This is a genomic window from Lyngbya sp. CCAP 1446/10, assembly GCF_026130175.1.
GTDB lineage: Bacteria > Cyanobacteriota > Cyanobacteriia > Cyanobacteriales > Microcoleaceae > Microcoleus.
The window spans coordinates 19,095-33,175 of sequence record NZ_JAIGNI010000035.1 but is presented as its reverse complement, the minus strand read 5'-3'; the positions used below and the strand labels follow the sequence as shown (position 1 = coordinate 33,175).

Genomic DNA, 14,081 nt, shown 5'->3' with positions numbered 1-14,081 from the left:
GTGTTTTAGATGTATGATTGTATTACCAAATGCCGTAGGGGCGGGTTCACCAACAATCGAAGATTCCCACAAACAATTTACATAAACCCGCCCCCACCCAACCAACCAACCCTGACATTTTATTAACGGAGAATTGTTTTATGGAACCCGAAAAAGTTATCATTGTTTTCTTCAAATGGCTGCGCGAAAATCCGAATATTTTTATGCCGACAGCATGGCAAGATTTACCCAAACTAGAGACAGAAATAGCAGAATCAGCCGATGATGAATTATTTCCGATTGCGATGACTATCAGTAAGTGGTGCGCCAATCATGGATTAGGAGAAACTTTAAAAGAAGATGTAGTCAAAAATAAAAAAGATTTCGACGATGCCGGCGAACCCACCCCAACTACAATGCAGCCGCTAACCAATATCACTCAAGTTCTGCGTCAAAGCATTGAAGATAGGTACAAAAAACTTCAGAAAGAACTCGATGCAGAGAATCAATCAAATACAGACAATGACTCAAAATAGTAAAATCTATGCCCCCAACGTCTATCTATTTGCCTATCACCTCTGCAAACCCCTAGAATCCGAGTCGATTTCCCCTGAAGAATTCGCCAAACTGTGGGAAAAGTGCCACGAGATATTGCAAGCTAAATTAGCATTCGGTACGGCATTCAACGGCAGCTACTTGTCCAAAAAAGATGAACCTGCCGGATGGCGAGTTAACCTGATTAACAAACAAGTTGTCGGTAATCGCAATTCTCTGCCTTTTGCTAAGAATATTTCCCTTGACAACCAGCAAATTAGCCTCAAAGGTTTCGCGCAACCGCTGCGGATTGATGACTGCTATGCTTTGGGTTTGCAAATTCGCATTCCCGAAAAAGTTAACAACCTTAAAACGCCCGCTGTCGATGTTAGCATCTTCAAGGAATTTAATCCCGATAACTGCTTGCTGCCGGATTTTGTGCAAAGCTATTTCGGGCAAACTCTGCTGCTTACGGCTTGGCTGAGTGTAGAACAAAATCAAGCGGCGCGGGAAGATGCGCTGTTTCTGAAAAAACTAGCCCAACAGTGTCTAGAAAAATTCATTTCCGGTGACAATCAGCCGAGTTTTTACCGTCAAGGCGAGTTATTCGGCAGCCCGATTTTAGAATACGGCCACCCCAGTCGGCAAGATACTGAATGCCACATTATAGTCTGGTTTTTTAACAGTTCTGCAACTGATGAAATCTGGGATGAAACGCGGTACAGCGATTTTGTCGAGTTGTTTTTGTACCGCAATAAGATTCTTCGCGCTTATCACGATACCCGCAAAACTTACTTGGTGACTCGCGAGGAATACAAACACATTGAACTCAATATCGACGCGACTTTTAAGTATTTGCAGCGAGATAAAGCTCAGCAGAGGCAATTGAAAGGTGCGGGTTTAAAACAAGAGGAACTAGAACATCTGGAACGTCAGACAATCGAGATGCCGCCGCGCGCTGTGAATTATGCGCGGTTGCTGATGGACTTGGAATTTCGCCAAAATACGATCGCAATTAACGCCAAAAACTACGAAAATAAATTATATCAGATAAGTCTTGACTTAAAATCAAGGAAGAAGTATAATGATAGTGAATGCGATTTAAGCTTTCTCGAATTATTCAGCAAAGAAACCTCGCCGCAGTTTCAAGAGCAAATCAAAGCAGACTTAGGCTACTTCACCCACGGCACCGGCTTGCTAGACAAAGCAATGGAAGCAATTCGAGGCGTTGTCGCCATTGAAGAAGCTTATCGGGATGCAAAATTAGAAGTCACGATTCAAGCTGTCGGGTTTGGTTTGGGAGTCGCCGGAGTAGTGGCTGGCAGTTCTCCTTATTTGATCAAACAAGACCCTCCGAATCAGGTGATTGCTTTGCCTTTCCTGAAGGTGGGAATCAATTCTTTTGCGTTGGTTTTGTTGATTAGTATCGGCGCGGGGGTTGTGGTTTGGTCTTTGGTTATGTTGGGGGCAAATTCTAAGAATCTATTAGGTAAGTTGAAGAATCTACTAGGTAAAAATAAGCAGTTACCGCCGCAATGATCAAGGTTCCGGGCGGGGAAATCACCCGCCCAGAAAAAGATTGAGCTTAATATTGAGGAACAGACGAATCTACTTCTTGACTCCAAGCAGTAATCCCGCCTTTAACATTAATCTCCTCAATTCCCGCTTCCTTCAAAATGCCCAAGGCTTTCGGAGAACGCATTCCCATTTTGCAGCAATCAAGCGGTGCCTGTGCAATAATTCCTTGACTTTGGCAACACCTTCGTAGTGTTTAATATCCGGCAAAGGAACCAATAATGACCCAGAAATTTGCTGATGTATTTGGAATTTAGGTAGGCAAAATACGATCGCCATTCATGCCAAAACTTACCAAGATAAATCAAATAAGTCTTGACATCAAAGCTGGAAAGCGGTATAATTATATTGATTGCAATTTAAGCTTGATCAAATTATTAAGCAAAAAAACATCGCCATAGTTTCCAGCGCAAATCTAAGCAGACTTATGCCACTTCAAACACGGTGCCGGCCTGCTAGACAAAGCAATGGAAGCAATTCGAGCTATTGTGGCGATCGAAGAAGTCTACCGGGATGCGAAACTAGAGGTAAAAATTCAAGCTGTGGGCTTTGGCTTGGGCGTGGCGAAAGTGGTGGCTGGAAGTGATCCTTATTTAATCAAACAAGACTCGCCGATGAAAAGCAGTACAGATGATTGGGAATTAAAAGTCTTCGGGCTTCATTGCAAATCATCACAGTAATCATTTCGCCGGAATAAATCTCAACTTCTTTTAGGGATTGAAACAAAATCGAGTAGGAAGCGGCAAAATACAAATTAAGCCGCAATTAATTTCCATCCCATCTTCACTTGAGATGACAGTGACAATTCGGCTTGGCAATCAAAGACTCAACCAAAGCATTCAAAGCAACCGCCGCCAATAAGCCACCGCCAAAAGTCCCCACAGTCGTAATATAAGGAATGCCCGATCGCACTAACCGACGTTTCGCCACCGGAGAATGACTAAAACCGATCGGCATTCCAATCACCAAAGCCGGTTGCAGTTGCCCATTTGCGATCGCCTCACAAACCGCCATCAGCACAGATGGCGCATATCCTACTACCAATATACATCCTTTTTCCAATTTCAACAACTTTTCAAACCACTCACGCTCATGCCAGAATTCCTGTTCCGCTTCCGCCGCAGCATTGATGTGCGGATCGTCAATTAAAGTTGCAATACTTGTTCCTAAATGTGCCAATCTTGTGTTATCCAAAGCCGCAAACACAGGCGGCACGTCAGCCACAATTTGACATTTATTTTTCAAAGCTTCCCGCGCCGATTTAATCGCCGTTTCGCTCAACTTCACAAATGGCAGCAGCGAACAATCGCCGCAGGCTAACACCAGTTTAGAAAGCAAGTCTACCTCAATTTCCGAGCGATCGGACAAATCCGGCAACAAATGCTGCAACGACTCCCCAAACGCCTCCGGGTGAGAGTGCGCCACCGCATCCCAACTATCCCAAACTTGTTCCAACTCTTCCAATCCCCCCTCATTTTCCGCCTGTAACAGCCTCATTTGCGCGAGTGCGTCCGCTTGCACCGCTTGACACGAAAGATCCCGTCCCAGCAATCCTTCCAGTGCTAAAGCCGTTTGTCGGAGGCGAACAATCTGTTGCGTGACAGACAAATATTGCTGTTGTAGCGCCCCCATCAGCGCGTCAGGGGAAGCATCCGCGTCAGTTTCCAAGAGTTTGCGGATGTGGGAAAGCTGAAAGCCTTGCTGTTTGAGTGCGACAATTTTTTGCAGTCTTTGTACGTCGCTGCGGGTGTAAAGTCTGTAGTTAGAAGTCGATCGCACGGCCGGAGAAAGTAGCCCCAAAGCGTGATAATGCCGCACCATCCGAGGCGTAATTGTGCCTTTGACAGCTTGTGTAAGTTGTTTGATTGTTAGGTATTTTTGCATTGAATTTTTTCACAGGATTTTGGGATTTTCACATTCGTTCGTAGTGCGGACTTCAGTCCGCTTTTCGGCAGATTCGTTCGTAGTGCGGACTTCAGTCCGCTCTTCGGCTGCGGACTTAAGTCCGCACTACGAACCGTTTGTGAACCGCCGCTGCTTAATTTATTTTGGTTTTACTCTTGACATTGACATTAATGTCAAGGTTTACGATGCAGGAGACATTCTATCAAATCAAATTTTCCCAATGACTCCGAATTCCATCTCAATTTCTCGCATCTCCCAGTTAGCAGAAGAACATCCAGATGCTGTAACCGCCGCCCTGTGCGGAATTCTGGTAATTTTGGGTTCGATCGCCCTACAAGTCGGTTGGCTGGGCTTAGCGGTGTTAATATTGCCCGCTGCTTATGTGATCGGCGGCTATTCTAGCACCCGCGAAGGCTTAACTACGCTTTTTCAAGAACATGAATTAGATGTAGATTTGTTGATGATTGTTGCTGCTTTGGGCGCGGCTGGTTTGGGGCTGTGGCGGCGAGAATATCATTTAATTGTGGATGGTGCGGTGCTAATTTTAATCTTTGCAGTTAGTGGCGCGCTGGAAGGTTATGCTATGCAGCGGACTGAACGTAGTATTCGCAGTTTGATGAGTTTGACGGCGGATACTGCGAGGGTGATAATGTACGATGGGGAACGGTTGGTGGCGATCGACAAATTGGCAATTGGCGATCGGCTTTTAGTCAAGCCCGGAGAAATTATTCCCACAGATGCGATAATTATCGAAGGCTACAGCAATCTCAATCAAGCCTCGATTACAGGCGAATCGATGCCCGTGGAAAAAGTTGCTGGCGATGAAGTCTATGCAGGCACGATTAACGGTGCAGGCGCGCTACAATTGGAAGTTCACAAAACTCCCGAAAGCAGTTTGATTCAGCGAGTGATTCGGCTGGTACAACAAGCACAAACAGAAGCGCCTCCTTCTCAGCAATTTGTGGAAAAGTTCGAGCGCGGTTATGCTAAATTAATTGTCGGTTTAGGCTTGTTGCTGGCAATTTTGCCGCCCTTTGTTTTAGGCTGGAATTGGGAAGATACCATCTATCGGGCGCTGATTTTCCTAGTAGTCGCATCCCCCTGCGCGCTGATGGCTTCGATTATGCCGGCGCTGCTTTCGGGTATGGCTAACGGGGCGAAACAGGGAATTTTGTTTAAAAGTGGCGCGCAATTGGAGATAATTGGTAAAGTTCGGGCGATCGCCTTTGACAAAACCGGAACCCTCACCACGGGAAAACCTGAAGTTATCCAAATTGTACCAGCAGCCGGATATACTGAAACAGAAGTTCTGCAATTGGCTGCTGCCATCGAAACTCATTCCGAACACGCGATCGCCCAAGCAATTGTCCAAGCCGCCCAGCAGCAACAGTTACAATTGTCAAGCGCGATCGACGTACAAGCAAAAATCGGTCAAGGAATAGTCGGCAAAGTTGACAATCAAACGATTACCATTGGTAAAGCCGATTTTGTACAAGCAACTTCGGAGTTGACTCACATCAGCCATCAATTGCAAGCAGAGGGAAAAACAGTTGTTTGGGTAGCAAAGGGCGATGAACTTTTAGGAATCATTGCAGTAGCAGATACAGTCCGCCCCGAAGCAGCAGCCACAGTAAAACGCTTGCAAAATTTAGGCGTAGAACATATCATAATGCTGACAGGCGACAACGAGCAAACCGCTCAATATATCGCCCGCCAATTAGGAATCAATGAAGTGTACGCCGAACTTTTACCAGAAGACAAAGTGCACCTAATTAAAAAGCTGCAAACCCAGTATCAAACCGTCGCAATGGTAGGAGACGGCATCAATGATGCACCAGCCCTCGCCCAAGCTTCCGTCGGCATTGCGATGGGAATTTCCGGTAGCGATGTCGCTTTAGAAACTGCTGATATCGTATTAATGGCAGATAAATTAGAACAACTAGGTAAAGCAATTAGTTTAGGCCGCCGCGCTCAAAATGTGGTAAAACAAAACATTGTTTTTGCACTAAGCTGCATTATACTATTATTGGCTGCTAATTTTTTAGGAAGTATCACAATGCCGATCGGCGTCATCGGTCATGAAGGGTCTACAGTTTTGGTAACATTGAGCGGTTTACGGTTGCTGAGACATTAGGGCGATCGAGCTTTTCTTAAAGTTATATCGACGGTTCGTAGTGAGGACTTCAGTCCGCAAATTCAAATGACTCAAGTCCTCACTACAAACTAATCTGATAGCTCCCTTAAAGCGGAAATAATATCCTGAGCTAAACTTAACGCTCTTACCACTTCTTTTTGTAACTGAAATATAGTATCTTCGTAATCAGCCTGATTCCTGATTTTTCTCAATCGAGTTAAATTTCTACCTATCTCTGTAATTTTCTGGGATTTCGATCGATTGTAAATAAATTCTTCAGCTACATATTGATGGTCGTTGATATCGTAAGTTTTATTGCGCGAGAGTCTGGGATCTTGTTCAATGTCGCGCAAGTAATTCCGTGCTAGGCAAAACACAGAATAATATGCTCTACTTATAGCAGAACGCAATTTTGATTCTTCAGTGTTGGCGGCTAGCTCTTGTGCTAAATTAAGATATTCTGACCAATCAAATTTCATTCCCACCCCAAGTCAATGTTTAATTTATTTTTAGGAATGACAAGGCTCGCGTCTAGCCACCAAGTGCGATCGAGAGTTTGTAACTTTGCCAAAGCTTCATCGACTTCTAGTTTAGTACAATAGATCGTAATCCAGAGCGATCGCCAATTGGCAATTTCTGGATCGATTTTCACTTCCAAAGCTAATCTTTCGCTAGGAAATAGTTCTCTAACTTTAGAATGAGCTTCTAAAATCAAAAGTGCGATCGCTTCTTGTTCGATAATGATTTTAAAACTTTCTACGGGGTTTTCAACCGCGTACAGGCTTTTGATTTGATTAAATGATGCAATTAAATTGTCAAAGGCTGTAGCTATTTCAGAGGGACTCTCCGCTTCTCCTTGTGGCTGAGGAAAGGAAGGGCTTAAGTTTCCAGCATCAGTGCTGTAAATGCTGTCACTTGTCGGCTGGTAGCGTTTATCTTTTGATTTTGCTTGGTACTGTTCTTTTAAGTCGAGGCGTTCTCTTGTATAAATTTCGTCGATCACAGTGTTTTGTTTGGCTAATTTTTCAAAAGCCAATATCGCAGAGCTTATAATACTATCTTCCAACTCGCCAAGTTCAATAGATGAATCTAGTTGAGCTAAAGTAGCCCCGATCGCTTGTAGCCGAATAATATCTGTTGCTTTCATAATAGTCGAGGGTTGGGAAGTTAGGGATTAACTTTACCAGTAATCGTGAAACCTGCCCAGTAATAGAGATCGGCATAAGGAGGTTCCTGAGACACCATTTTAGCATCATTTCTGCGGATTAGGTTAGCTTCGTCTCTCAAATCTTGACTGCAAGCGGAATTATCTTTCGTTATTTCAGACAATTCCAGATACCAGTCGGATAGTTCGCTGTAAGTAATAGTTCGGAGCCATTTTTGCGTTTTTTTTAGGGCTAGTGCCGGATGTAACTTATTTGGGCAACGCTGTTCGTTCAGAATTTCATAGAATCGAATCATCATTAAGGCGGTAGATATCTCATCAACTATCCAGAGAGTGCTGAGGGCATAAACAGCACCCGCCGCTAAAAAGCTGCTGGCTAAACCGACAAATTCATCTATCAGTTCTTCTTTTCCTGTTATCCCTGTTTCACAAGCGGAAAGGCAGACTAGATAATAGCTTTTTAAATCGAATTTGGCGATTTCTTGTGAAGTTAGGGGCTGTTTGTTTTTCAGGATTAACGCTGACTGGGACGGCTGTTTTGTGTTGTGGTAGGCGTGACCTGTAAAATGGAATATGTCAGCAGCTTGTTGCAGAGCTTCTTTAAGATTGTTTTTGGTAGCTTGTGAACTGGAGATGGTATTGCAGTTAAGGTGAAAATTCGCGATCGCGGGCGCTTCTATTTCAGCAAAAAGTAATGGATCGGGGCTTTCTACTAACAGCAGAGACATTGAAGGTGAGGGTTTTCTGTCTAGTCTGTCTATCCCAACTTGGATGCTGGGCAGATAGGTGATAGTGAAAAGATGATCGGAGAATAAAATGTGCAGCGGCAACAGGTGCAAGTCGCGGTGGGGAATTAAGATTAAGTGTTGGATATTGGTGAGGTGGGTGCAAATTTCGGGGATTTTGAGGATGTCAGCGAGTTTTTGCAATTGCGCTGTCATTGATTGCCGCCAGGAATGGGATTCTTTGTTTTGTTCTTTGCTAAGTTTGCTGTAATTTTGATAGTTGGTTTTCCAGTTTTTCAGCCATTTTTCTAAATTCTGACTGTTGTCCTTTGGGAATAAGTCGCACAGAGGTGTGGAAATAACTTCAAACTTTTCTAGGGTAATGATAAAAGCAGTCAGGGAAACTGGGCTGAGATGCCAGTAAATAATCGCCGTTTCGGTGGTGTTTGCCAGTAAATCTCGGATTTGGGGATAAGTCGGGCTTTCGGTGCGGTTTTGCCAACCTGCGCGCATCCATTGCAGGCAAAAGTTTTTCCGCAATTCGGCTTTTTCCAGTGCATTTACCTTGTCGCCAGACTCGACGAGGGTATCGACTTCTAACTGGTAAAGTCCGGCAAATTTGCGCTGGAGTTGCTGTTTGATTTCGGGGTGAGTTTGATTGTCTAAAAGTAAATTTTCTAAGACGGTTGTAGCTTCGGTAAGGTAGTCGCTGGTTTTGGCCTCTCCCAAACTATGGCAGACGGTAATTAAGCCTTGCATTACTTCTAAATAAGTTTCGGGAATCAGGGGCAATATCAAAAATTCGCGGGCTTGTTCGTAGCTGGCTTTAGCTTTGTGGAAAGATTCAAAATATGTGAATGTTTGTTTGCCGTGTTGGTAGTGTGCCTTGCCTTTTTGATAGTGCAAATTGCCGCAAGCGAGGCGATAGTCGCGGTTGCTGGGTAGATATTTCTGTAAGCCTTCATCCCAGTTTTCAATGGCTTCAATGTAGATCCCTAAGTTGAAAAATGCCCAACCTCGATTGGCCCAGGCTTGCCATGATTGATCGCCTGTAATTTCTAAGGCTTTGTCGTAGGCTGCGATCGCCTCACTGTTGCGGCCCAAACTTTTTAGGGAATTGCCCAGCCCGTTCCAGGCATAGTGGGATTTGGGGTCAATTTCTAAGGCTTTCTCGAAGGCTGCGATCGCCTCTCTTTTGCGGCCCAAATCATTTAGGGCATTGCCCAGATTGTTCGAGGCATAGTCGAATTTAGGGTCAATTTCTAAGGCTTTGTCGAAGGCTGCGATCGCCTCTCTTTTGCGACCCAAATCATTTAGAGCCTTGCCCAGCCCGTTCCAGGCATAGTCGAATTTAGGCTCAATTTCTAAGGCTTTTTCGTAGGCTGCGATCGCCTCTCTTTTGCGACCCAAATCATTTAGGGCATTGCCCAGCCCGTTCCAGGTAATGTGGAATTTGGGCTCAATTTCTAAGGCTTTCTCGAAGGCTGCGATCGCCCCTTCTAAATCTCCTGCATAATAACGTTCCTTTCCTTGCTTAAATAATTCTATTACCTCTTTACTTATTTCTCTTGCTATAGATTCTGACTGCGAGGTTGAGTTACTTTGGTTAGCCGCAGATAAATTATCTGTATAAACAATCAAACTCTCACTTGCCAACAATTCACTAACAATATTTTTACTTATAGATGAAGAATCATCCGCAGGAGTCCGATTCAAACTCTCCCCAGCCAACAATTGCCTGCCGATATTGCCAGCAACCTCACTGATTATCCCGCAATTTGCCTCACCCAGCCGCACCATGCGCCTACCCAATTCTAAATTATTTTCCGGGGATACCAGCAACCTTTCTCCAAATTCTTGCAGCCAATTTGCCAACTCAGCATCTTTGATTTTGCTGGCGATTAAAAAGCCTTGAATTGGGCCGCGACTCCAGCCTTGTTCAACACCCTCTAACAACTCCATGAATTTCTGTTCGTATTCCCCAAAAGAGCGAATCGGAGTTGGCCGTGGGGGTGCTGGTGGTTTGGGTTGCGGGAAAATTTTCCGCCACAGGTTGAGGATTGTTTGCCAAATTTTTCGGATCATTGGCTGGGTTAATAGTTGACAGTTGACAGTTGACAGTTGACTGAGTTTATCTTGCCCTTCGACTATGCTCAAGGTGCGGCAGTTGACAGTTGATGTGTTGTTAAAAATTGTAGCAGATTTTGGCGGTGATATCAATTCCGGTAACGCTCCTTATGATAAAGAGGAGACGGCAGTGCCGTGTCCCTACAATATTATTGCCGGTAGGGACACGGCACGTGCAGTCTCCTAATTTTGGCTGCTAATAATGTGGAAAAAACCCGGTTTCTGGCTACTTTTCTGGCTACTTGTGAGGCTAAGAAACCGGGTTTCTATGAAGATTTTCGGTTGAGTACGAGAAATCTAGGAAGAAACCGGGTTTCTGGGATTAGCATTTTCACAACTCAAATTGATTTACAAAACTACTTAATAGTTCATAGGAATTAATGATTGCCGGGATCTATTTAAGCTTAAACTAAGAGAAACTACAAATAAAAGTTTTTACGTTCAAAAGGGAAGAGATCGGAGAAACCGGCAAACACAAGTTTTTTTCCTGAATCATCATCTTCTCCTTCCCCTTCCCCTTCACTTTGTGTAGGAGGCTATTATGAACGAAAAAGTCATTGGGGCCGCGCGAAATGTTGCAATTGTTGGCCCTTATTTAAGCGGAAAAACCGCACTGCTGGAAAGTTTGCTGTCTGTGACAGGCACAATTACTCGCAAAGGTAATGCTAAAGATGGCAATACAATAGGTGACGGTTCTGCTGAAGCGCGCGATCGCAAAATGAGCGTAGAAGTCAACAGCGCCACCGCCGAATACGAAAACGTCCGCTTCACATTTCTTGACTGTCCCGGCTCGATCGAATTTGCCCAAGAAACTTACAATGCACTTATCGGTGTCGATGCCGCCGTGATTGTTTGCGAACCAGTTGCCGATCGCACTTTAACCCTCGCCCCGCTGTTCAAATTCCTCGACGATTGGGAAATTCCCCACCTAGTTTTCATCAATAAGATCGATCGCGCGTGCACAGACGAAACCACCTGCGGTAGCAACTTCACCGACGTTCTCAACGCGCTCAAATCCGTTTCCAGCAGACCAATTGTACCTCACCAATACCCGATCGGCAAAAACGAACAAATCATCGGTTTCATCGACTTAGTAACCGAACAAGCTTACCACTATCACCCCGGCGCACCCGCAGATCCCGTCCCGCTTCCCGAACACCTCAAAGCACAAGAAAGCGCCGCGCGACAGGAAATGCTCGAAGAATTAGCCAATTTTGACGACCATTTACTCGAAGAATTGCTGGAAGAAATTAACCCCGACGCTGAAGAGATTACCCGCGATTTCAAGATGGAATTAGGCGCTGATTTAATAGTGCCCGTATTCATCGGTATCGCCGAACAAGATTTCGGCGTGCGGCCTCTGCTGGAAGCTTTACTCAGAGAAGCGCCGACACCGGAAACTACAGCAAAACGACGCGGTTTTATACAAGGTGAAAACAAGGTTCTGGCTCAAATTCTCAAAACCTATTATACGCCGCAGGGAGGCAAGTTATCCTTAGTGAGAATGTGGCGGGGAACCCTCGCAGACGGAGCAGTTTTGAACGGGATTCGAGTTAACGGTTTGTACCGCTTGACTGGTCAACAAACCCAAAGTTTGCAGTCCGCCAGTGCCGGGGAAATTGTCGCTGTGGGCAGGCTGGAAGGCTTGAGAACAGGCGATGTGCTGGGTTCAGACGAATTATTGCCAAAAGCCGAAATCCTCTCCCCTGTGTACGCATTGGCGATCGTCCCAGAAAAGCGCAACGATGAAGTTAAGCTGAGTTCTGCCTTAGCTAAACTATTAGAAGAAGACCCATCTCTGGTCTGGGAACAGCACGGCGACACCCACGAAGTTATACTTTGGGGTCAAGGCGAAATCCACCTAAAAGTAGCTTTAGATAGGTTGCGCCGCAAGTATAATTTGCCGATGGTAACTCACTTACCACAAGTGCCGTACAAAGAAACCATTCGCAAATCCGTAGCTTCCATCCACGGGCGCTACAAACACCAAAGCGGCGGACATGGACAGTTTGGTGATGTGTACCTCGACATCGCACCGCAGCCGCGCGGAGAAGGTTTCAATTTCACTGACAAAATAGTCGGCGGAGTTGTCCCAAAACAGTATATTCCCGGCGTGGAAGTGGGAGTGCGGGAATATTTGGATCGCGGCCCCTTGGGTTTTCCGGTGGTAGATGTATCGGTGACTTTGACTAACGGTTCCTATCATTCTGTTGATAGTTCCGAACAAGCTTTTAAGCAGGCGGCGCGGTTGGCGATGCAGTCCGGGATGGAGAAGTGCGAATCAACTTTACTGGAGCCGATCGCCAAAGTGGAAATTTGCGCTCCGAACGAGTGTACATCAAAGGTGTTGCAATTGGTCAGCGGACATCGCGGCCAAATTCTCGGCTACGAAGGTAAAGCAGACTGGAAGGGATGGGATGCTGTTTCGGTTTATTTGCCGATCGCCGAAATGCAGGATTTGATCGTAGAATTGCGATCGCAGACAATGGGTGTAGGATTTTTTAACTGGGAGTTCGATCGATTACAAGAAGTACCGGAACCTTTGGCTAAGCGGGTTTTGCTAACAACTGGCGGGAATGGGAATGGTAACGGTAACGATAAAAGATAAGACGGTGAATGGAATTCGCGTGTACAGATAAGACGTACGAATGGAATTCGCGTCTACACAAACAATGTCCGCCTCCGCGGACTGAAGAGAATAACGTAATTTTAACCGTCTTTTCTTCAACCCGCGGAGGCGGGTTTTGTTTGTGTAGACGCGGTTTCAACCGCCGTGTTCGATATTTTAATTGTATTTTCTTCAACCCGCGGAGGCGGGTTTTGTTTGTGTAGACGCGGTTTCAACCGCCGTGTTCGATATTTTAATTGTATTTTCTTCAACCCGCAGAGGCGGGTTTTGTTTGTGTAGACGCGGTTTCAACCGCCGTGTTCGATATTTTAACCGTCTTTTCTTCAACCCGCGGAGGCGGGTTTTGTTTGTGTAGACGCGGTTTCAACCGCCGTGTTCGATTCGTCGTGTTCGATTCGTCGTGTTCGATTCGCCGTGTTCAACCGCCGTGTTCAATTCGCCGTGTTCGATTCGCCCTATTCTATTCGCCCGGTCTCCTACAATTGATTTGGGTCGATTCCTAGTTCTCGCAGTCTCAATTCTAAAGCTTGCGATCGCGATCGTTCTTGCTCCAGCAAACTTTCTGCTTCCTGAATCCGTGATTCTGCTTCCTGTGCCCGCGTTTCTGCATCCTGTCGCAGTTGTGCGAGTTCCACAAAACTCACAAACGGTTCGCCTGAAGGCCCGAACATTTCCAGTCCTGACTCAGACAATCCAAACCGCACCCCCAGTCTGGGACTTGTCCAACCGTCCATTTGTTCGATCGCTTCTAATTCGTCATCCAAACGCCGCCATCCCGTCAGTTCTAACGTTTGCGGGTCATACAAATAGTATTCTTCCACGCCGTGGCGTTCGTAAAATTTGAATTTTTGAATCATTGGAGTGAGGCGATTTCCCGGCGACCAAATTTCAAACACAACTTGCGGCGGAATATTATCTTCAAGCCACTGTTGGTAAGAACCTCGATAACCTTTTGGTCTACCCAAAACTACCATTGCATCCGGTGCTTGGGAAATTTTGTTATTTCCTTCCACTGGATACCACAGCAAGTTTCCGGCCACGAAAACATTAGCATCGTTAGCGAATAACAGTTCTAAGTTTTCCTTAATCCAGACGATTAATCTAAATTGTTCCGTATTGTCTGACATTGGTTCGCCGTTGTCGTCAGGGTAGATGATTTTTGATTTATCGGGAGATTGCAGTTGTGTAACCATTGCTGTTTCCCCAAATTGGCTAAGGATTTTATTTTATTATAAACGAACTGTTGGCGATCGCATTTCCCAAAATTTCTCAATATTTTTCCTAAAAATGTGGAACGGGCATCTTGCC

At 45.3% G+C, this 14,081-nt stretch carries 10 protein-coding genes and 1 pseudogene; 5 read left to right on the top strand and 6 right to left on the bottom strand.

The annotated features are described in order from the left end of the window. Positions 1-140: 140 nt before the first annotated feature. Positions 141-515 (top strand): hypothetical protein, encoded by a 375-nt coding sequence (locus tag K4039_RS16000; protein ID WP_265236456.1) that lies wholly within the window; start codon positions 141-143, stop codon positions 513-515. Continuing rightward, entirely contained in the window at positions 502-2,052 is a 1,551-nt protein-coding gene (locus K4039_RS15995; protein WP_265236454.1) for a hypothetical protein, read from the top strand. The genes K4039_RS16000 and K4039_RS15995 overlap by 14 nt, the downstream gene beginning before the upstream one ends. A gap of 46 nt (positions 2,053-2,098) precedes the next feature. Here the strand turns inward: K4039_RS15995 and K4039_RS15990 are convergent. Further along, positions 2,099-2,325 (bottom strand): annotated as a pseudogene (locus K4039_RS15990) (molybdenum cofactor biosynthesis protein MoeB); the annotation flags it as partial. Between the two features lie 230 nt (positions 2,326-2,555). On the opposite strand from K4039_RS15990, the gene K4039_RS15985 reads away from it, so the two are divergent. Beyond that, positions 2,556-2,768 carry a hypothetical protein gene (locus K4039_RS15985; protein WP_265236452.1) on the top strand — a complete coding sequence of 71 codons (213 nt, stop codon included), beginning with the start codon at positions 2,556-2,558 and terminating at the stop codon, positions 2,766-2,768. Positions 2,769-2,871: 103 nt separating this feature from the next. On the opposite strand, the gene K4039_RS15980 is transcribed toward K4039_RS15985, so the two are convergent. Beyond that, positions 2,872-3,972 (bottom strand): precorrin-8X methylmutase, encoded by a 1,101-nt coding sequence (locus K4039_RS15980; RefSeq protein WP_265236451.1) that lies wholly within the window; start codon positions 3,970-3,972, stop codon positions 2,872-2,874. Positions 3,973-4,054: 82 nt separating this feature from the next. On the opposite strand from K4039_RS15980, the gene K4039_RS15975 reads away from it, so the two are divergent. Then, entirely contained in the window at positions 4,055-6,127 is a 2,073-nt protein-coding gene (locus K4039_RS15975) for a heavy metal translocating P-type ATPase (protein ID WP_321161617.1), read from the top strand. Positions 6,128-6,216: 89 nt separating this feature from the next. Here K4039_RS15975 and K4039_RS15970 read toward each other — a convergent pair whose 3' ends face one another. From K4039_RS15970 to K4039_RS15960, 3 genes are read right to left on the bottom strand one after another with little or no spacing between them, the layout of a single operon-like run. Beyond that, the gene (locus tag K4039_RS15970) at positions 6,217-6,606 is read right to left on the bottom strand and encodes a HEPN domain-containing protein (protein ID WP_265236448.1); all 390 of its coding nucleotides are present in this window, start codon (positions 6,604-6,606) and stop codon (positions 6,217-6,219) included. Beyond that, complete coding sequence (locus K4039_RS15965; protein WP_265236447.1) at positions 6,603-7,274, bottom strand: hypothetical protein; 672 nt, start codon at positions 7,272-7,274, stop codon at positions 6,603-6,605. Before K4039_RS15965 ends, K4039_RS15970 begins: the two co-directional genes overlap by 4 nt. A 20-nt stretch (positions 7,275-7,294) precedes the next feature. Beyond that, positions 7,295-10,237 carry a CHAT domain-containing protein gene (locus K4039_RS15960; protein WP_265236445.1) on the bottom strand — a complete coding sequence of 981 codons (2,943 nt, stop codon included), beginning with the start codon at positions 10,235-10,237 and terminating at the stop codon, positions 7,295-7,297. Between the two features lie 448 nt (positions 10,238-10,685). Between K4039_RS15960 and K4039_RS15955 the strand changes: the two genes are divergently transcribed. Next, the gene (locus K4039_RS15955) at positions 10,686-12,752 is read left to right on the top strand and encodes an elongation factor G (protein ID WP_265236444.1); all 2,067 of its coding nucleotides are present in this window, start codon (positions 10,686-10,688) and stop codon (positions 12,750-12,752) included. Between the two features lie 497 nt (positions 12,753-13,249). Here the strand turns inward: K4039_RS15955 and K4039_RS15950 are convergent, their stop codons facing one another. Then, the gene (locus K4039_RS15950; RefSeq protein ID WP_265236442.1) at positions 13,250-13,966 is read right to left on the bottom strand and encodes a Uma2 family endonuclease; all 717 of its coding nucleotides are present in this window, start codon (positions 13,964-13,966) and stop codon (positions 13,250-13,252) included. Positions 13,967-14,081: the final 115 nt, after the last annotated feature.